Consider the following 19,385-nt stretch of genomic DNA (forward strand, 5'->3'; position numbering starts at 1 on the left):
GCGCCGTGAACCGCGACCGACGCGGCCCGCGCTTCCATGACAGTCGAGGATTCCTGCGATGAGCCTGAAGATCCTGTCGGCGATCGTCGTGCCGCCGCATCTGGCGGTCAGCGGCGCCAGCAAGGCGGCGGAGAAGCTGAGCGTCGCGCTGCAGGCGCACGACCGCATCGACATCGCGAACATGGGCATGGCGAGCCGGGTCCCGATGGACCCCGGCAAGCCCGGCGAGCGGATCGAGGTGCGGACCTCCAGCCCCTTCGTCGGGCTCGATTCCATCCTGCCCAAGCGCGCCAAGACCCTGTTCTACCAGTCGAGCATCCCGGCGCTGATCCGCCACGGCTCCTACGATCTGGTGCACATCCACAACCCGATCCCGGCGCTGGAGATGATGCGGGTGGCCCGCGCCTGCGTGGCGAAGGGCGTGCCTTACGTGGTGTCCACCCACGGCTTCGTGGAGATCGGCAACCCGGCGGCCTTCCGGCGCATGGACGCGGCGCGGCGGCTGGCCTGGGACCTGCTGATCGACCGCCCCGTCCGCTACGTCGTCCGCAACGCCGCGGCCATCTGCGCGATCTCGCCGGTCGATCTGCCCATCGTCCGCGGCTTCGGCTTCACCGGGGACGACATCGCCGTCATTCCCTACGGCGTCGACCGCCCGAACGACTGGGGCGCGCCGACCCCGGCGGACCGCGACATCCACCGCCGGTTCGGCATCCCGGAGCGGGAGGAGGACGGCGGCCCCGTCACCGCCTTCTTCCTGGCCAACCACACGGCCAACAAGGGGCTGGGCGTGCTGCTCGACGCCTTTATCGGGCTGCCGATGCCGTTCCGCCTGATCGTCGGCGGCGAGAAGCGGGACTTCGTCGATTACGAGGCCTACCAGCGCCGCTGCGGGCCGGGCCAGACCATCCACCTCACCGGCAATCTGGCCGAGGCGGAGGTCGCCGCCATGTTCCGCCGCTCCGACCTGTTCGTCTTCCCGACCCTGGCCGACACCTTTCCCAACGTGATTCTGGAGGCGATGGCCTTCGGCGTCCCGGTTGTGACGACCCGGGTCGGCGGCATCCCGCATCAGGTCGATGACGGCTGCGCGGTGATCGTCGAGCCGGGCGACCCGCTGGCCCTGCGCGCCGCCGTGGAGCAATTGGCCGCCGACCCCGAGCGGCGGGTGCGGATGGGCCGCCATGGCCGCCTGCGCGCCACCCAGCGCTTCGACTGGGCCGCCGCCGCCGCCGACACCCACCGGCTCTACGACGCGGTGATCCGCCGCCCGGCGGGCGCCGCCGTCCTCAGGGCTGCCTGAATCCCTGCCCAACACCCCCTGCCCAACCGGTAAAAGCCGCAGCAATGGAGAAGACACCTATGGAAGGCAAGACGCTCGTGACCGGCGGGGCCGGCTTCGTCGGCTGCAATCTGGTCAAGAACCTGCTGGAGGACGGGCGCGACGTCGTCGTCCTGGACGCCCTGCTGCGGCCGGGCAGCGAGCGGAACGCGGCGTGGCTGCAAACCCTCAACGCCGGGTCCCGCCTGACCTTCATGAAGGCCGACGTGCGCGACTTCGCCGCCGTCAAATCCTGCATGGCCGGAGCGGAGGAGGTTTACCACCTCGCCGGTCAGGTCGCGGTGACCTCCTCGCTGGACGATCCGCGCACCGACTTCGACATCAACGCGCTCGGCACCTTCAACGTGCTGGAGGCGGCGCGGCGCATGAAGAACCCGCCGAAGGTGGTCTTCACCTCGACCAACAAGGTCTATGGCGGGCTGGAGCATGTGGCGGTGGAGCGGACCGGCAGCCGCTACCGCTTCGTCGACCGCCCGCTCGGCGTCTCGGAGGCGGAGCCGCTGGACTTCCATTCGCCCTACGGCTGCTCCAAGGGGGCGGCGGACCAGTATGTGCGCGACTACGCCCGCATCTACGACCTGCCGACCGTCGTCTTCCGGATGAGCTGCATCTACGGTCCGCGCCAGTTCGGCAACGAGGACCAGGGCTGGGTCGCGCATTTCATCATCTCCGCGCTGACCGGGCGGCCCATCCACATCTACGGCGACGGCATGCAGGTGCGCGACGTGCTGTTCGTCGAGGACCTCGTGCGCGCCTTCCGCCTCGCCACCGAGAAGATCGAGGTCAGCCGCGGGCAGGTCTTCAACATCGGCGGCGGGCCGGAGAACACCATCTCGGTCTGGCACGAGTTCGGGGAGATGCTGTCCACCCTGCGCGGCGCGCCGGTGGAGGCCGACTTCTCCGACTGGCGGCCCGGCGACCAGCCCTGCTACGTCAGCGACATCCGCAAGGCGGAGCAGGTCCTCGGCTGGCGCCCGCAGGTGGACCGCGACACCGGCATCCGCCGCCTGTGGGACTGGGCGGAGCGCTATCTCGCGCAGAACGGCCTGCCCACGGACCAGACCCAGTTGGAGCCGGGCCGCATCGCCCTCAGCGCGTAATCCCATTCCCGTGCGGTGGAGGAACCTATGGACGTGCTTGTAACGGGCGGGGCCGGATTCATCGGCTCCCACATCACGCACCGCCTCGTGTCGCTCGGCCACCGGGTGACGGTGATCGACAACGAGTCCACCGGGCTGCGATCCAACGTGCCGGCGGAGGTGCGCTACATCCGCGGCGACGTCACCAACCCCGCCGACCTCGACAAGGCGTTCGAGGAGCGGCCCGACGCGGTGATCCACATCGCCGGGCAGGTGTCGATCATCCGCGCCTTCAGCAACCCGGTCGGCGACCTGCGCACCAACGTGGAAGGGACGGTGAACGTCCTCCAGCAGTGCGTGGAGCGCGGGGTGAAGCGCCTTCTCTACGCCAGCTCGATGAGCGCCTACGGCAACGCGGAGACCGTGCCGACGCCGGAGGACACGCCCTGCTCCCCGGTGTCCTACTACGGGGTGACGAAATACGCGGGCGAGCGCTACGTGCATCTGACGGCGGCGCGGCCCGACCTGCCGGGCGGTCTGGCCGTCACCTCCTTCCGCATGTACAACGTCTACGGACCGCGGCAGGCGGTGGACAACCCCTACCAGGGGGTGCTGGGCATCTTCCTGGGCAACATCATCCGGGGCGAGCCGATCCGCATCTACGGCGACGGCAAGCAGACCCGCGACTTCGTCTTCATCGACGACGTGGTGGACGCCTGGGTCGGCGCGCTCGACAACCCGGCCAGCCACGGGAAGATCTTCAACCTCGGCAGCGGGCGGCAGACCAGCATCAGCGAACTGGCCGACCTCGCGCTGGGGGCGCTCGGCCGGACGCGGGCGGACCATCCCGTGCTCTACCACCCCGAACGTCCGGGCGAGCAGCGCAGCGTGCAGGCGGACGTGGCCTATGCCGGGTCGGTGCTCGGCTGGACGCCGCGCACCCGGCTGGAGCAGGGGCTGGCGGAAACCGTGCGTTGGGCGCTGCGCGAGAACGGCCGTGAGAACGGGCTGGAAAGCGGTCCGGGAAACGGCATGGCGGAGCGCGCCGTGGCCTGACGGCCAATTTTCGAGCCGGCCAGGGATGGCTTCGGCAACGCCATTAAGGAACAGGAGCGGAATAATGCGGATCGCGGTTGTGGGGACCGGCTATGTCGGCTTGGTGTCCGGCGCCTGCTTTGCCGAATTCGGCATCGACGTGTGCTGTGTGGACAAGGACGAAACGAAAATCCGGCGCCTGAGGGGCGGCGAGATCCCCATCTACGAACCCGGCCTCGACGTCCTTGTGGCGCGCAACATGGCGGCGGACCGTCTGTCCTTCACCTCCGACCTCGCGGTCGCCATGGAGGGCGCCGACGTGGTGCTGATCGCGGTCGGCACGCCCTCCCGTCCCGGCGACGGCGGGGCCGACCTGACCTACGTCCACGCCGCGGCGGCGGAGATCGCGCGGACCATGTCCCGCTACACCGTCATCGTCACCAAATCGACCGTGCCGGTCGGCACCGGGCGCCAGGTCGCCGCCATCGTGCGGGACATCAACCCGCGCTCCGAGTTCGACGTGGTGTCCAACCCGGAGTTCCTGCGCGAAGGCTCGGCCATCGGCGACTTCATGCAGCCCGACCGCGTGGTGATCGGCGCGGACACCGACCGGGCGCGGGCGGTGATGGACGCCCTCTACCAGCCGCTGATCCGCGCCGGGACGCCCTTCGTGCGCACCGGCATCGAGACGGCGGAGCTGACGAAATACTCGGCCAACGCCTTCCTCGCCTTCAAGATCACCTTCATCAACGAGGTGGCCGACCTGTGCGAGCGGGTGGGGGCCGACGTGCAGGACGTGGCGGCGGGCATGGGGCTCGACGGGCGCATCGGCCGCCCGTTCCTGAACGCCGGGCCGGGCTTCGGCGGGTCCTGCTTCCCCAAGGACACGGAGGCGCTGGTGCGCACCGGGCGGCAACACGGCGCGCCGGTCCGGCTGATCGAAACGGTGGTGGACGTGAACCGGGCGCGCAAGCGGCTGATGGCCGGGCGGATCCTCCAGGCCTGCGGGCCGGACGCGGCGGGCAAGCGGATCGCCGTGCTGGGCATCACCTTCAAGCCCGACACCAACGACATGCGCGAGGCGGCGAGCCTGGAGATCATTCCGCTGCTTCAGGAGGCCGGGGCAACGGTTCACGTCTACGATCCCGCCGGCATGGAGGAGGGGCGCCACCTGCTGCCCGGCGTGGTCTGGCATGACGACGCCTACGCCCCGCTCGCGGAGGCCGACTGCGTCGCCATCCTGACAGAATGGAACGAGTTCCGCGCGCTGGACCTGAGCCGCGTCCGCAGCCTGATGCGCCGCCCGGTCATGGTCGATCTGCGCAATGTCTACGCCCCGGCGGCCATGGCGGCGGCCGGATTCCACTATTGCTCCGTCGGGCGGCGCGACGCGCGGCCCGAAGCGGCGAAGCGGCGCAAGGCGGCGGAGGCGATGCTTCTCAGCAACAGCTTCGCGGCGGACTCCTGTGTCCTTCCCTTCTCCGGACAGCTTGCGGCGGCCGCCTCCGACCTGGCGGATTGACGCGGGCGCGACGCCGGCCGACTCCGGCCACGTACCGGTGCCCTGAACGGACCGTCCCCGCCCCGGCGGCGGCGGTCCGGCGCGGGGTGCCGGCTGGGATCTCCCGATTCCGAAAGACGCAGCCATGATTGGCTTGGACGCGCTGGCCGGCATCCGTCGAGAGTTCATGCCCCGTGCGCCTTCCGGCGCGCGGGGCGGCGCCGTTCCCCCGCGCCCGGACGGGCTGACCGGAGGGCGGACCCCGATCGCCGTGCTGCTGATCGACGACCGCTCGCTGTTCGGCGAAAGCCTTGCCGCCGCCATCAACGCGTTCGCGCCGGACGTGGCGGTCAGCCACCGCCGCAGCGCCGTGGCGCTGGCGGACCTTCCCGCCGCGCTGCGCGGCACCGACGTGGTTCTGGTGAGCATCGGCCGCGCCGACCCGGCGAAGGGCGGCATCGGCCAGCTTCTGGACGCGCTGTCGGGCGGCAGTTCCCATCCTCCCGTCGCCGTTCTGGCGGACCGGCCCGGCGTCGCGGTGGCCGCCGCCGCGGCGCGCCTCGGTCTGCGCGGTGTGCTGAGCGGGCGGATGCCGCTGGCCGAGGTGATCGCCGCCCTGCGGCTGATCCACGGAGGCGGCACGGTCAGTCCCGAGTCCGGCCCCGGCCCCAATCCCGGTTGAACGGTTCCTGAGCGGCCGGTTCGGCCGGTTGCCAGACCTTGCGCACGGCCTCGGCGCGGTTGGAAGCGCCCAGCGCCCGCAGGATGCCGCGGACATGGACCTTCGTCGTGTTCTCGCTGATTCCCAATTCCTGCGCGATGACGCGGTTCGATTTCCCCTCGCGAAGCCGTTGCAGCACGCCGCGCTGACGCGCGGTCAACGCCGCGCCGCCGGACGGCATCGGCGGGTCGTCCTTCATGTCCTCGCGACGCTGCAGCCGGTGGAGGAAGGGGGAGGGGAAGAAGGTGCCGCCGCCCGCCACCAGACGCAGCGCCTCCTGGGCGACGACGAGGCCGACGCTGGTCGGCAGACACCCCCGGACGCCCAGCCGGCTGGCCTCCAGCGGCAGGTCAGCCTCCTCCCCGTCGGACAGGATGACCAGCGGCGTGCCGCCGAGGGCACGGGCCACGTCGCGCAGCGTCGCCAGGACGCTGCCGTTCGGCGGGGTCAGGCTGGCGAGGTTGCACAGCACGACCGTGGGTGGCGTTCCCGCGGCGAGCGCCGTCCTGGCCTCGTCCACCGACGCCGCGGTCCGCATCTGCAGGGACGGGTCGCGCAGGCTGAGGCCGGCGGACAGGCTTTCGCGGGTCAACGGGGTTTCATCCAGAAGAAGGGCTGCGATGCTCCCGCGCCCGTTCACCGGTTCCGGGCCGCGTGCGGCGGCGCAGGGCGATGGAACCGCCTTCCCGCTCGATGCCATGAAGCATGTCTCCCGACCCGTTTTCCTGGTCTGATGCTGCGCTGCACCCAAGCTCCCGTCAACGTCAATCCCGCGCAGAAATAACTATGTCGGTTCTTGCCTTTACCACCTATTTGAAGTGTTTCCGTTCGAATTCCGTGTATTCCGGAGGGGTTCTGGCCAAAGCCATCCGGAAGCGCAGTGCCTTGTCCTTGATATATTTCCATTGGTCAGAGTGCGTCAGTCCCTGACTTGTGTCGTTCGGGTCTGTTCTTTTGGCCGCAGAGCGGAAGACAGCGACCGGCGGTCCCCTGCGGTCCGGCGGTGGGGTGGGGGTGAAACAGGCGCTCTACTCCGCCGCCATCCTCACAAAGGCGTACGAAGCCGGCGAGGCACGGCGCGATGAGCGCCGGAATGGGTACGGAATAAAACGGCGGGTCGTCACAACCTTGCATCGAAGTGCGTATTTACCAAGCCTGCTGTTCTGGTAACGTTGAAAACATCAAATGCAAACCGCGCAAGCATTCCTGATGATCTTCCAACAGAAACAATCCATGTGGTCGACAGGGAAAGGCGCTTAAAATGAAAAAAGTGAAATCTTTCCGAGTATCCGCGAGCGGACGCGCTCACCCGAGAATTGAGGTCCTTCTCACCGGCGAGGACGGGTCACGGCCTGCAATCCTGGTTTGAAGAGGTGAGAAGAACTGGTGTTTGACCGATAGGGGGAGCGGATGACGACGGACATCAAAAAGCAATCTGCGGTTGTTTCAGGAATCGCCCCAGGCGTTGCCCCGGGCATCGCCCCAGGGATCGCCCCAGGGATCGCCCCAGGGATCGCCGTGGTCCTGGCGGACCCGAACAGCCTGACGCGGGACTGCTTCTCGCTCGGGCTCAGCACGCTGTGCCAGGATATGACCGTGCGGTCGGTGGCCTCGCTGAAGGACGCCGCCGGTGTGCTGGCGCGGGACGGGCGGACCGAGGTCGTGTTGTGCAACATCGGTGCGCAGATGGGACTGAATGACGTCCTGTGCGCCGCCATCCGCGACGCCGTGTCGGCCTGTCTGCCGGTGCCGCTGGTGATCATCTCGGACCGCGACGACGGCGGGATGATCCTGGAAAGCCTGCGCCTCGGCGTGCGCGGCTACATCGTGCCCAACCTCGGGCTGGGGGTCATGCTGGAGGCGATCCGGCTGGTCGCCGCCGGGGGGACCTTCGTGCCCGCCACGTCCCTGCAATCGCTGATCGAGCCGGTGCCGGGCGGCATCGCCCTCCCGCAGACGCCGCCGGCGGGCGCCTCCGTGCCGGTGACGGACCGGATCGGCGGGCTGACGCCGCGGGAAATGGCCGTGCTGACCTGCATGCGCGAGGGCAAGTCGAACAAGCTGATCGCCTACATGCTGGGCATGTGCGAGAACACCGCCAAGGCCCATGTGCGCAACGTGCTGAAGAAGCTGGGCGCCACCAACCGGACGGAGGCCGCCTTCATGGCGCACGCCCATCTGTCCCGCGGGGCGTCCCTGGAATCGAACCAGCCCTGATCGGTTGGCGCCGCAACGGAACGGTGCGGGACCAACCCGCGCCGTTCTTCCGCGTTGCGCTCAGTTCTCCTCGCGCATGACGCGGCACACCGCTTCCGTCCGGTTGGTGGCGCCGAGCCGCCGCAGGATGTTCCGGACATGCACTTTGACCGTGCTTTCCCGCATTCCCAGCTCGTGGGCGATGAGCTTGTTCGGCTTGCCCTCCTGAAGGCATTCCAGGACGGCGAGCTGACGGGGGGTCAATTGCGTGAGGTGCGGCTTGCCGTTGACCGCGGGCGCCGGGACGGATAAGGCGGCGTGAAGCACCGGTTCCGACATCTCGGCCTGGTCGATGATCAAGCGGTGCAGAATGGGTGCCGGAACGAAGATGCCGCCCGCCGCGACCAGACGGATCGCCTCCAGCGCCATGGTGAGCCCGACGGTGGTGGAGATGTAGCCGTGCGCGCCCTGGCGGATGGCTTCCAGCGCGGTCACCGTTTCGTCGGAATCCGACAGCATGATGAGCGGGATGCCGTCCAGCACCTCCAGAAGTTCGGCCAGCCTCGGGCGGAACTCCGGATCGGAGGGGAGCCGCCCGCTGAAATTGACCAACGCCACATCCGGTGAATCGTCCCGCCGCATCACGCTTTCCAGATCGGCCACGGACGCCGCCGTCAGCACCCGCACACCCCGTCCGCACAGGTTCAGGCTGGTGGACAGACTCTCCCGCGTCAGCGGCGTTTCGTCGTGAAGGATGGCTGTGACGATCTGATCCTCCCCCAGGGGGCGCGTGCCCCCGGACATCCGGTAATAGGACCCGAAGGAGCCGGAGTCGTTCATCGGTGCGGCGGTGAAGGGGGTGGCCGTCAACGGGGTGGCGGCTAGGATGTGTTTGGGCGTGAAGGATGTGGCCGATGGGGCGCGGCGGAAGGCGTTGGGCAGGCGCGTTCCGTCTTTGCACGGCAACATACAGGATCTCCCTCAGCCACACGCCATGGACACGCCGACCCGTGGAACCGCCCGGGATCGTCGCCAAGGTCGCCGCCGACATCACCGGAGCGAAGACTTTGGCCCTATTCGATCAATTGAACCGGATCAAGCGGGAAGGCGATGCTGCAAGAGGTCTGTGCGACCGCTTCGAGCCTATAACATCGCAGCCGGTTTTGACCGTCAATCGCAAACAAGATCATAATACTGTGCGCGGATATCCGCAAAGTACCTCCAAATTAGTAACTTTTTCAAAGTTGTAACAGTGGGGCTGAAACCTATGCTTGCCTGAGGCGTGTATTGCGCTCTCCTGAGAGGAGTGGGCCGAGAGGAAGGTCATCGAACCCTGTCCATTTGGGCCATCGCAGGGCAGGCCAGCGACCTCTTCTGCGGAATATCCGTATGCATGACGCTGTCCATTTCCTGTCCCTGGGCGCGGATGGCGTTCCAGTCGGCCTCCGCGTCGTTCCAGAACCAGACGCGCTCCCCCGGATCCGCCAGATGGTAGCGGTTGCGGTAGAGCCGGTTGCCGGCGGCGACCATGGCGTTGTCGGCGTCGACGTCGGTGACGGCGCCGACCCGCGCGTTGGCGTTGCGGATGACGATGCTGTTGTCGAAGATCTCGTTGCCGACGGCGGGGGTGTAGGGCGCGCGGTCCTGGGACACCACCGTCACCGCGTTGCCGTAACTGCCCGGCACGTCGATGTCGTTGCCGTAGACCTTCACGCCCTGCGCGCTGGAGATCAGGATCTGGGCGCCCCAGAACCAGCCCTGGCCGCGTTGCCCGTTGTCGGCGACCCGGTTGTTGCGGATCACCCCGTCGTAGCTGATCTCGTAGGTGATGCCGTTGTCGGCGTTGCCGAAGACCAGATTGTCCTCGATGAGCAGCCGGTGCACGTCGATGTCGGCCCAGATCCCGGCGCCCACATTGTCATGCACGCAATTGCCGCGGACGATGCCGCCGCCGCCGGATTCGGTGATCTTGCCGCCGCCGCCCTCCCAATGGAAGTCGACGCCGGCATAGCCGTTGCGGGCGATCTCGTTGCCGGCGATCAGGAAATCCGTCCCCGATCCGGAAAAGCCGGCGTGGCCGTTGTCGAGGATGCGGTTGCCGAGGATGCGGCTGCCGTTGCCGGCGTTGACGCCGACGCCGTGGTTCAGGCGCAGCACGCTGTCGCGGACGGTCCAGCCGGGGCCGAACTCCGCGTCCACGGCGGCGGCCTGGATGGGGGCGGCGTATTTCTCGATGGTCAGAGCCTGGATGACGACGCCCGACGCCGTGCCGCCGAAGGCGCGGGGGTGACGCTGGTTTCCACGGTCCGTCCGGTGGGATCGTCGCCGATCACGATCTCGTCGGCGTCGTAATCGAAGAACCAGCGCCCCGGTCCGACGGCGGACCGGTCGCCGACATGCAGCATCGGCGTGTCGTCGATGAACAGGTCCTCCGGGCGGGCGCAGCGGGGAAAGCCGGAACGGCAGAATTCGGCCGCGTTGACCCGGCCCTCCTGCGTCTGCCCGCGGGCCACCCAGACGGAGCCATGGCGGACGAAGGCGGTGAGCCGCCGCGCTCCGCTCAGCACCGCGCCGGGGGCGCCCTCGAACAGATCGCGGTCCTTCGGCACGATGGAGTGCAGGCGGTGGATGCCGGCCTCCAGCCGGAAGCGCGTGCCGGGGGGATGGCGGTCCACCGCCGCCTGGATGTCGGCGCCGGGCCGCAGGGAGACGGTGGGAGGCTCCGCCGCCGCCGCCCCACCCGCAGCCATCGCAAGACCGGCGAGAAGGAGGGCCGCCGCCGCGAGACGGGCGGGTCGGGGGGCATGCCGCCGGGGCGTGGCGCGTCCGGTGTCCATGGTGGCCTCGATGGGTCGTCCTTCGGCGATGGGCCTCCGGCGATGGGTCAAGACGCTAACACGCGGGTCCGGCGGCCAGAATCGTCAAACCGGATGATCGACCTTCGTCGGCTCCGGGGCCTGACCGGAGGGAACCGGAGAGGTCACGGGCCGTTGCCCAAGGGCACACCCCCCAATCGTTCGAGAGCGTACCATGGCCTCCCGCATCGAGGATTATGCCCTTTTGGGAGACTGCGAGACCGCAGCCCTGTTGTCCGCCGAAGGTTCCATCGACTGGCTGTGCTGGCCGCGCTTCGATTCCGATGCCTGTTTCGCCTCGCTGCTGGGCACGCCGGAGAACGGGCGCTGGCTGCTGCGCCCGAGCGATCCCGATGCCCGCACGACCCGTCGCTACCGTGGCGACAGCCTGATCGTGGAGACGGAGTTCGAGACGGAGGGGGGCGCCGTCACCATGATCGACTTCATGCCGCCGCGCGGCGAGGCGTCCGACATCGTGCGCATCCTGCGCGGGCGGCGCGGGCGCGTCGCCATGCGGATGGACCTGACGCTGCGCTTCGGTTACGGGCACGTCGTGCCGTGGGTGACGCGGATCGGCCCGAACACCCTGCGGGCCATCGCCGGGCCGGACATGGTCGTCCTGCACACCAGCGCCCCGATCCACGGCGAGAATCTGAGCACCGTCGCCGACTTCACCCTGGCGGAGGGCGAGAGCATCAGCTTCGTGATGATCTATTCGCCGTCGCACCTGCCGCTGCCGCAGCCGGTCGATGCCGAGCAGGCTCTGTCCGAGACCGAACGGTTCTGGGCGGAATGGAGCGGGCGGTGCACCTACAGCGGTCTCTGGCGCGACGCGGTGGCGCGGTCGCTGGTCACGCTGAAGGCGCTGACCTACCGCCCGACCGGCGGCATCGTCGCGGCGCCGACGACCTCCCTTCCCGAACAGCTCGGCGGGGTGCGGAACTGGGACTACCGCTATTGCTGGCTGCGCGACGCCACCCTGACCCTGCTGGCGCTGATGAACGCGGGCTACCTGCAGGAGGCGCGGGATTGGCGGGACTGGGGCATGCGCACCATCGCCGGCAGTCCGCAGCAGATCCAGATCATGTACGGCATCGCCGGGGAGCGGCGCCTGCTGGAATGGGAGGTGCCGTGGCTGCCGGGCTACGAGGGCGCCAGCCCGGTCCGCGTCGGCAACGCCGCGGCTCCCCAGCTCCAGCTCGACGTCTATGGCGAGATGATGGACGCGGCGCATCAGGCGCGGATGCGCGGCATCGAGATCCAGCCGGAGGCCTGGCACGTCCAGTGCGCCTTGCTCGACCACATGGAATCGGTGTGGGACCAGCCCGACGAGGGCATCTGGGAGGTGCGCGGCGGGGCGCGGCATTTCACCCATTCCAAGGTGATGGCCTGGGTCGCCGTGGACCGCATGGTGAAGAGCGCGGAGAAGTTCGGCCTGGACGCGCCGCTGGAGCGCTGGAAGGCGCTGCGGCAGGCCATTTTCGAGGATGTCTGCGCCAACGGATTCTCGAAGGAGCGGAACAGCTTCGTCCAGCATTACGGCGCCAGCCACGTCGATGCCGCTCTGCTGATGCTGCCGATGGTCGGTTTCCTGCCGGTGGAGGACCCCCGCATCCAGGGCACCGTCGCCGCCATCGAGGAGGAACTGCTTCAGGACGGGCTCGTCAAGCGCTACCGGACGGAGAGGACCGACGACGGGCTTCCCGACGGGGAGGGGGTGTTCCTCGCCTGCTCCTTCTGGCTGGCCGACGTCTACGTGCTGCAAGGGCGTCAGGCGGAGGCCGAGGCGCTGTTCAACAGGCTGCTCGCCCTGCGCAACGATCTGGGCCTGCTGTCGGAGGAGTACGACACGAAGGCGAAGCGGCTGGTCGGCAACTTCCCGCAGGCCTTCTCGCACATCGCGCTGATCAACACCGCCTTCAACCTGACCCGCGCCGAGAAGCCGGCGGAGCAGCGGCAGGACGGCGACTGACGGCGGACAGGAAAAGCCCCTCCCGCCGGTGAGAGCGGGAGGGGCGGATCGGTCACGGTCAGCGGATGTTGCTGCCCGTGGTGGTGCCCGTGGTGGTGCCGGAGGTGCCGGTGCGGCTGGTGCTGTCCGTGGTTCCGGAGGTCCCGCTCATGCCGGTCCCGGAGGTGCTGGAGGTTCCGGACGTGCCCGTCGTGGACCCGCCCATACCGGTGCTGCCCATCCCGGTGCCGCCCATGCCGGTGCCTGAGGACCCGGTGGTGCCGAGCCCGGCCATCGCCGACGCCCCGGCGGTCGTGCCAGTGTCGCCGAAGCTCCGCTCGCGGACGCGTAGGTTGTTCTGCACATGGCGGACGCCGGAGATGGTTTCGGCCATGTCCTCGGCGCGGCGCTTGGTCCGGCGGTCGTCCACCGTGCCGCTCAGCGTGACCTCGCAATTGCTGACGGTCACGTCGATCTCCGACGCGTCGATGTAGGGATCGTCGGTCAGACGGTCGTTCACATCCTCGCGGATGCGGTCGTCGGAGCGGGTATAGCCGCGCGGCCCGCGGCCCCGATGGTGCTGGGCGCCGGGATCGTCGTTGCGGGCGTCCATGCGGCGGCGGCGTTCCGCATCCTCGTCGCCGAACCAGGAGGCCATCTCGTCGCCCGCCCGTTCGAAGAAGCCGCGCTCCTCGTTGCGGCCGGAGCCGCCACCGCCGTAGCCCATCCGGCCGTAATCGCGGTTGCCGTAATCACGGCTGCTGTAATCCCGGTTGCCGGTGCCGCGGGACCCGTAGTCCATGCCGCCGTAGTCGCGGCTGCCGTAGTCGCGGCTGCCGTAGTCACGGCCGCCATAGGCTCCGCTGCCGTAATCGGAGCGGCCATAATCGGAACGCCCGAAGCCGCCGCGGTAGCCGAAGTCCTGGCCGTAGTCGCCACGGTCCTCGTAATTCTGGCGGTCGTCGCGGGAGCGCCAGTCGCGCTGGCCCTGGCCGAAGGAGCCGCGGGACCCGTAGTCGCGGCCATACTCGCGCCCATACTCGCGCCCGGACTCGCGATTGCCCGAACCTTGGCCGTAGGAACCTTGACCATAGGAGCCCTGGCCGTAATCACCCCGGCCTTCCTGCTGGCGCCAATAGTCGCGGCCATAGTCGAAGCCTTCGCGGCCCTGGCCCTCATAGCCGTAGCCGGGCTGGCGGCCACCGCCGCCCATCATGCCGGACCGGCCGGACTGGCCCGAACCGGATTGGCCCGAACCGGACTGGCCCCAATTCGATTGACCGAACTCGTCACGGCCACGGTTCTGGCCACGGTTCTGGTATGAGCCGGCGCTCCACTCGCGGCTCTCGCCGCGTCCGTGGTCGCGCTCCCACCGGTCGTCATCGCGGCGGGTGCCCTGGTCGTTCCTCCACCTGGATTCATAGTCGGACATGGGATACTCCCCATTTGGACAGTGCCCGTTCGCCGGGCGTCCGCAAACAACAGGGGAGGCGGCGAAGGATCGCGGGCCGGCGGCGGCGTCGCCATGCCTTTGGCTTTCATCGTTGCCATGCGCCTTGCACAGGCCAGCCAATCGGAGCGCCTTCGGGAGCCCGCAACCGCCCGCAATTCCAGCCTTCGCGCCGTCCGCCGCCGTGCCGCGCGGAGTCCGCAGGGATTCAGGCGCGGACCCGGGCGCGAACGGCCCCTTGAACGGCGCGGGAAAGGAAACATATGTGCAACATCGCCGGCGGATGGCCGTAACCTTCGGGTGACCGACCGGCAAACCCCTTTGCGGGTCGTGATTCAGCGGTTGACCGGCGTCTCCATCTGGATTACTGGCTCGAACACCGCTCTCCCTGGCCGCTTCGGCCGGCTGCCTCGACCCATCCCCATGGTCCTGGCGCCGCCGTTGGCCGGGGAGACCCCCGAGATCCGCATCGACACGCGATGCACGCCCGTCCGGCAGCGTTGAATGCCGGCTGAGATGTTGTGAAGCAGAAGGACGTATGACGTTTGATAACAAGCGCCGCCGCGCGGCGCCCAAGGGCGGCAACCGCCCGAACTCGAATTTTGGCGGCAACCGCCCGAACACGATTGTTGGCGATGTGCGCAGCGGCAAGTCCGGCGGCCCGCGTTTCCAGAAGAACCAGAACCCCAAGCCCTACGAGCGCCCGAAGGCGACCCGTCCGCCTGGCGCGCCGGTCCCCGGCCCGGTGCCGGGCAACGACGAAATCCTGTTCATCCCGCTCGGCGGCTGCTCGCGCATCGGCATGAACATGGCGCTCTACGGCCATGCCGGAAAATGGCTGATCGTGGACGCCGGCGTCGCCTTCATGGGCGACGAGGCGCCGGGCATCGACAGCCTGATGGCCGATCCCTCCTTCATCGAGGAGCGGATGGACGAGGTGGTCGGGCTGGTCGTCACCCACGCCCACGAAGACCACATCGGCGCCATCCACCATCTGTGGCCGGGGCTGGAATGCCCGATCTACGCGACCCCCTTCGCCGCCCACGTCATCCGTGAACGGCTGAAGGAGTCCGGAGGTCTGCGCCACGCCCGCATCCGGGTGTTCGAGCCGGGTGCCTCCTTCGAGATCGGCCCCTTCGGCATCGAGACCATCACCGTCACCCACTCGATCCCCGAGCCGGTGTCGGTGGCGATCCACACCAAGGCCGGCACCGTCCTGCACACCGGCGACTGGAAGTTCGACCCGCACCCGCTGGTCGGCCCGACCATGGACCTGGACGCGCTGAAGCGCCTGGGCGACCGCGGCGTGCTGGCGATGATGTGCGACAGCACCAACGCCAACGTCGACGGCACCACCGGCTCCGAGGCGGACGCCCGCGCCGGCCTGATCGAGGCCTTCGCCGGGCGCAAGGGCGCCATCGCGGTGACCGGCTTCGCGTCCAACGTCGCCCGCATGCAGGCGGTGGCGGAGGCCGCGGCGGCCCACGACCGCAAGGTGGTGCTGGTCGGCCGGTCGATGCTGCGCATGGAGAAGGCGGCCCGCGCCAGCGGCTATCTGGAGAAGGCTCCGGAGTTCATCTCCATCATGGAAGCCTCCTGGACGCCGCGCCGGAACCTCGTGTTCCTGTGCACCGGCAGCCAGGGCGAGGAGCGGGCGGCGCTCAGCCGGCTCGCCCGCGACGGCCATCGCGAGCTGTGGCTGGAGAGCGGCGACACGGTGATCTTCTCCGCCCGCGCCATCCCCGGCAACGAGGTGGTGCTGGCCGACGTGCAGGACCATCTGAAGGCCAAGGGCGTGACGGTGGTGACTCCGGCCGACGCGCCGGTGCATGTGTCGGGCCACCCGAAGCGGGATGACCTGATCCGCATGTACGACCTGATCCGCCCGCGCTTCTCCGTGCCGGTGCACGGCACCATCGAGCATCTGGAGGCCCACGCCCGCCTTGCCCGCGCCTGCGGCGTGGAGAGGGCGCTGGTTCCGGAGGACGGCGACATCCTGCGGATCGCCCGGGAAGGCACCGCGGTGATCGGCCATATGGAGGCCAAGCGCCTCGCCAACACCGGGCGGGAACTGATCCCCTGGACGGGCCTGCCCGTCGCCGAGGACGCCGACGCCCTGGCCGAAGCCCTGGAGTCGATGGCCGCCTGACGCGGCCATCCCCTCCCTCACCGCCACGTTCCATAGGGCCACGAATCACCAGAAGGGGGACACCCGCCCTCCGTTCGCGCGCACCAGGGGCCGGTTCACGGCCCTGTTTTTTTCTTGGAGAGTTGCCCATGGCTGGCTATCCCGCCGACCGGCTTTCCTTTCCCGACATCCTCGACCCGGTGCTGGAAGCGCCGGACGGGGACGACACCGCCCTCGACCGCGCCATCAACGAGGTGGCCGAGGCGCTGGCCGACAGCGGGACCCTAATCGTCGATGCCCTGGGCCAGGCGGCCTACGGCGTGACCGACGAGGAGGCCGTCCTCGGCCTGATCGACACCTACATCCGCGTCCTCCTGCATCTCGGCGAGGTGGAGGAGGCGGCGGACATGGGCGAGGTGATCGAGCGGATCCAGCGTTTCCAGCGCCGCCGCAAACGCCGCGGCTCGCGCGCCTCCTGACGCCATACTTTTCCCGGACCGGCGGGCCTCTCTTCTTCAGACCGGCGGGACGGTTCCGCCGGTCAGCCAGCGGTTCGCCAGGGCGCGCAGCCGCGCGGTCTGCTGCCGCTGGCGGTGGACGGACACGGCGTAGCCGATCCCGATGAAGCCGACGATCACCACCCAGAAGCCGAACAGGTAGCGCCAGTCCGCCCCCGCGGTCAGCAGCACCAGCAGGACCAGCGTCACCACCCCCGCCACCACCCCGCCGATGATGCGCATCCGCAGGAAGGCGGCCTCGTCGCTCTGCTCGAAATCCTCGGCCAGTGCCTGGATTTCCAGACCGGCCTGACGGCGGGCCTCCGCCGCCGGGTTCAGCGCATCCATGCGATCTCCATTCCGTTTGTCGGGCTTTGGACCCCAGGCGCGATGATCCGTCACATTCGCCTGCTATGAAAGGAAGAACAGGCGAAACGCGCTTCCGGCCCTCCGCGCTCACGGTGCGAGCGGGCCGCTTCAGGAGGGGAGTCTCCGACCATGCAGACCGGCCCGACCAAGCAGACTGGCCCAATGATGCAGACCGGCCCAATGATGCAGACTGGCTATGTGCGCACCTACGAACGCATCGCCCCGCTCTACGACGCGCTGGACCTCGGCTACGAGGTGATGTGGAAGCGGCGCCTGCGGCAGGGCACGTTCCGCGGCCTGTCCGGGCGCATCCTGGACGCCGGGGCGGGCACCGGCTGCAACATCCCCTTCTATCCGGCCGGCGCCCGCGTGACCGCGGTGGACGCCAGCCCGGCCATGCTGGCCCGCGCCGCCAGGCGGGCGGACCGGTTGGGGCGGGCGGTGGAGTTCCAGGTGCTGGATCTGGCCGCCACCGGATTTCCCGACGGCCATTTCGACCATGTGGCGGCGACCTTCGTCTTCTGCGTCCTGCCGGAGGAACTCCAGGTGCCGGTGCTGCGCGAGATGCGGCGCATTCTCAAGCCGGAAGGGACGCTGCGCATCCTCGACTACACCCAGTCGGAGCGCTCGGCGGTCCGGCTGTGGATGCGCGTGGTGTCGCCCTGGCTGAGCTTCGCCTTCGGCGCCCGCTACACCGCCGGCTATGAGGCCCATCTGCCGCAGGCGGGCATGGGGGCGGTGGACAGCCGCTTCGTGATGGGCGACTGCGTGAAGCTGGTGGAGGCCCGCGCGGCCTGAGCCGCCGGGCCATCGCTTAACCGGTCGACAGGCGGTCAGCCGGCGCGCCGCTGCTCGTGCGCCGGGCCGTCGCCGAAATGGTCGAGCGCCTGGGCGAGCGCGTCGTCGAACACCTCCGGCTTCTCGGTGAAATAGTCGAAATAGCCGTAATGACGGCGCAGCGGCAGCTCGGTCAGGGACCGGATGCGGTAGGCCGGGTCGTTCAGCGTGCCGCGCTCCATCAGTTCGATCACCCGGCGCAGCCGTGCGACCTCCGCCTTGTAGGAGTTGGCGAACCACTGGCGGATCTTCCAGTTCTCCACCTCCAGCTGGTTGCGCGGCACCGGCCCGATCCAGGAGACGGGGAAGGGGGCGGCCACCGTCACCTCGTCGAAGCCGTGCAGTTCCGACAGGATGATGCTGCGGTGGTAGGCGCCGTCGATCAGCCCGCCGGGGGCCTCCTCGAACCCATAGAGATAGAGCCAGAGGGCGCTTTCCACCGCATCGGCGGTGATGTCCTCCAGCCCGACCTCCCCGGCCATCAGGCGCCGGGCGGCGGCGTTGCCGTGAAGCAGTCCGTTGCCGGAGCGGAAGTCGTAGGTGTTGAAGACGACGCCGATCTCGGCCTCGTTCAGGGTGCGGGCGATTTCGGCCACGGTGTCGCGGTCGCGCACCGGGGCGTACTGGCGGGCCGGCATCAGCCGCTCCAGAACCGCCGAGGGCGACAGCGGGACATCCAGCCAGCGCCGCGCATGCTCGCCCAGCACCGGGCGGAAGACGCCCTTGTGCCCGAACAGGGCGGTCTGCCAGGCCTGAAGGAGCCCGCCGGACGCCCCCGTGTGTTCGAGAAGCAGGCGGCGCACGTCCTCGCCGCGCAACCAGGCGGCCAGAACGACGATCTGCCCGGAGGTCACGGTGAACAGGTCGGGCATCCGGTCCAGGCGGTCGAGCGCCGTCAGCACGCCCGCGCCGTGCAGGTTGAACCCACCGAAGCCGCCCAGGGCGACCGCTCGTTTCTGCATGTCAAAAACTCCAACCAAAGAACAACCGGCCCGCACGGCGCCGCTGTCGCGGACCGCCGCCGGGCCAGCCCCGCGACCGCGCCAGCGCAGACAGGACTGCGAAGCGCGGCGGGGCGTTACCGCCGATGTGTCAGGGAAGAATGAGGCCCGTCCGGCGTCAGCCGGCGGCCCGGCCGCCATCCAGGCGGTGGGGATCGAGGTCGGCCGCCCGCCCTTTCAGAAACGCGGCCAGCCGGCCCAGCAGGGACCGGAGATGGTCGGCGCGCATCCGCGCGGCCTTGCGGCGGATGAGCTGCATGTCGCGTTCGGAGGGAAGGGCGGAAGCGAAGTGCGAAGGCGTGTTCATAAGGGACCTCCTCAAAGGATTGAGAAGGCGTCTCCCCCTCGGGAAAGGGTTTATCGTTATGTTGCAGTGCACAATATAGGGCAGCGCCACTGCCCCGTCAAGGCTGGTCCGCTTTT

Annotated in this window: 18 protein-coding genes; 10 read left to right on the top strand and 8 right to left on the bottom strand. The window is 69.0% G+C overall.

From position 1 onward, the window contains the following. Positions 1–58 precede the first annotated feature (58 nt). The 5 genes from TSH58p_RS02930 (at position 59) to TSH58p_RS02950 (ending at position 5,639) form a co-directional block, all read left to right on the top strand. Entirely contained in the window at positions 59–1,303 is a 1,245-nt protein-coding gene (locus TSH58p_RS02930; protein WP_109071285.1) for a glycosyltransferase family 4 protein, read from the top strand. A 59-nt stretch (positions 1,304–1,362) separates the two neighbouring features. Continuing rightward, complete coding sequence (locus tag TSH58p_RS02935; RefSeq protein WP_109071286.1) at positions 1,363–2,442, top strand: GDP-mannose 4,6-dehydratase; 1,080 nt, start codon at positions 1,363–1,365, stop codon at positions 2,440–2,442. A gap of 27 nt (positions 2,443–2,469) precedes the next feature. After that, positions 2,470–3,477: an NAD-dependent epimerase/dehydratase family protein gene (locus TSH58p_RS02940; protein ID WP_109071287.1), complete on the top strand. Its 1,008-nt coding sequence runs from the start codon at positions 2,470–2,472 to the stop codon at positions 3,475–3,477. A 64-nt stretch (positions 3,478–3,541) separates the two neighbouring features. Further along, entirely contained in the window at positions 3,542–4,978 is a 1,437-nt protein-coding gene (locus TSH58p_RS02945; protein ID WP_109071288.1) for a UDP-glucose/GDP-mannose dehydrogenase family protein, read from the top strand. Positions 4,979–5,102: 124 nt separating this feature from the next. Beyond that, positions 5,103–5,639 (top strand): response regulator transcription factor, encoded by a 537-nt coding sequence (locus TSH58p_RS02950; RefSeq protein WP_109071289.1) that lies wholly within the window; start codon positions 5,103–5,105, stop codon positions 5,637–5,639. On the opposite strand, the gene TSH58p_RS02955 is transcribed toward TSH58p_RS02950, so the two are convergent. Next, complete coding sequence (locus tag TSH58p_RS02955) at positions 5,602–6,378, bottom strand: response regulator transcription factor (RefSeq protein WP_109071290.1); 777 nt, start codon at positions 6,376–6,378, stop codon at positions 5,602–5,604. The genes TSH58p_RS02950 and TSH58p_RS02955 overlap by 38 nt on opposite strands. Before the next feature lie 818 nt (positions 6,379–7,196). Here TSH58p_RS02955 and TSH58p_RS02960 point away from each other — a divergent pair. Next, positions 7,197–7,895 carry a response regulator transcription factor gene (locus tag TSH58p_RS02960; RefSeq protein ID WP_247874162.1) on the top strand — a complete coding sequence of 233 codons (699 nt, stop codon included), beginning with the start codon at positions 7,197–7,199 and terminating at the stop codon, positions 7,893–7,895. 60 nt (positions 7,896–7,955) lie between these two features. Here the strand turns inward: TSH58p_RS02960 and TSH58p_RS02965 are convergent, their stop codons facing one another. The 3 genes from TSH58p_RS02965 to TSH58p_RS32920 all read right to left on the bottom strand — a co-directional run bounded on the left by TSH58p_RS02965 (position 7,956) and on the right by TSH58p_RS32920 (position 10,711). Further along, positions 7,956–8,843, bottom strand: coding sequence for a response regulator transcription factor (locus tag TSH58p_RS02965; RefSeq protein WP_109071291.1), 888 nt, complete (start codon positions 8,841–8,843; stop codon positions 7,956–7,958). A 354-nt stretch (positions 8,844–9,197) separates the two neighbouring features. Continuing rightward, positions 9,198–10,073 carry a right-handed parallel beta-helix repeat-containing protein gene (locus tag TSH58p_RS02970; RefSeq protein WP_162600005.1) on the bottom strand — a complete coding sequence of 292 codons (876 nt, stop codon included), beginning with the start codon at positions 10,071–10,073 and terminating at the stop codon, positions 9,198–9,200. A gap of 38 nt (positions 10,074–10,111) precedes the next feature. Then, positions 10,112–10,711, bottom strand: coding sequence for a hypothetical protein (locus TSH58p_RS32920; RefSeq protein WP_162600006.1), 600 nt, complete (start codon positions 10,709–10,711; stop codon positions 10,112–10,114). A gap of 193 nt (positions 10,712–10,904) precedes the next feature. On the opposite strand from TSH58p_RS32920, the gene TSH58p_RS02975 reads away from it, so the two are divergent. Beyond that, a complete protein-coding gene (locus TSH58p_RS02975; protein ID WP_109071292.1) occupies positions 10,905–12,701 on the top strand; it encodes a glycoside hydrolase family 15 protein in 1,797 nt (598 codons plus the stop codon). A gap of 58 nt (positions 12,702–12,759) precedes the next feature. On the opposite strand, the gene TSH58p_RS02980 is transcribed toward TSH58p_RS02975, so the two are convergent. After that, the gene (locus TSH58p_RS02980) at positions 12,760–14,112 is read right to left on the bottom strand and encodes a BON domain-containing protein (RefSeq protein WP_109071293.1); all 1,353 of its coding nucleotides are present in this window, start codon (positions 14,110–14,112) and stop codon (positions 12,760–12,762) included. Between the two features lie 556 nt (positions 14,113–14,668). Between TSH58p_RS02980 and TSH58p_RS02990 the strand changes: the two genes are divergently transcribed. Further along, a complete protein-coding gene (locus TSH58p_RS02990) occupies positions 14,669–16,279 on the top strand; it encodes a ribonuclease J (RefSeq protein ID WP_247874164.1) in 1,611 nt (536 codons plus the stop codon). 128 nt (positions 16,280–16,407) lie between these two features. Next, positions 16,408–16,737 (top strand): hypothetical protein, encoded by a 330-nt coding sequence (locus TSH58p_RS02995; RefSeq protein WP_109071295.1) that lies wholly within the window; start codon positions 16,408–16,410, stop codon positions 16,735–16,737. 36 nt (positions 16,738–16,773) lie between these two features. Here the strand turns inward: TSH58p_RS02995 and TSH58p_RS03000 are convergent, their stop codons facing one another. Next, entirely contained in the window at positions 16,774–17,103 is a 330-nt protein-coding gene (locus TSH58p_RS03000; protein WP_109071296.1) for a hypothetical protein, read from the bottom strand. Between the two features lie 201 nt (positions 17,104–17,304). Between TSH58p_RS03000 and TSH58p_RS03005 the strand changes: the two genes are divergently transcribed. Further along, positions 17,305–17,922 (top strand): class I SAM-dependent methyltransferase, encoded by a 618-nt coding sequence (locus tag TSH58p_RS03005; protein WP_247895487.1) that lies wholly within the window; start codon positions 17,305–17,307, stop codon positions 17,920–17,922. A 35-nt stretch (positions 17,923–17,957) separates the two neighbouring features. On the opposite strand, the gene TSH58p_RS03010 is transcribed toward TSH58p_RS03005, so the two are convergent. Together TSH58p_RS03010 and TSH58p_RS03015 are read right to left on the bottom strand one after the other, a co-directional pair. Beyond that, positions 17,958–18,923, bottom strand: coding sequence for a hypothetical protein (locus TSH58p_RS03010; RefSeq protein ID WP_109071297.1), 966 nt, complete (start codon positions 18,921–18,923; stop codon positions 17,958–17,960). 157 nt (positions 18,924–19,080) lie between these two features. After that, on the bottom strand, positions 19,081–19,269 hold the full coding sequence (locus TSH58p_RS03015; protein ID WP_109071298.1) for a hypothetical protein: 189 nt from the start codon (positions 19,267–19,269) through the stop codon (positions 19,081–19,083). Between the last annotated feature and the right edge of the window lie 116 nt (positions 19,270–19,385).

It is taken from the genome of Azospirillum sp. TSH58 (genome assembly GCF_003119115.1).
GTDB lineage: Bacteria > Pseudomonadota > Alphaproteobacteria > Azospirillales > Azospirillaceae > Azospirillum.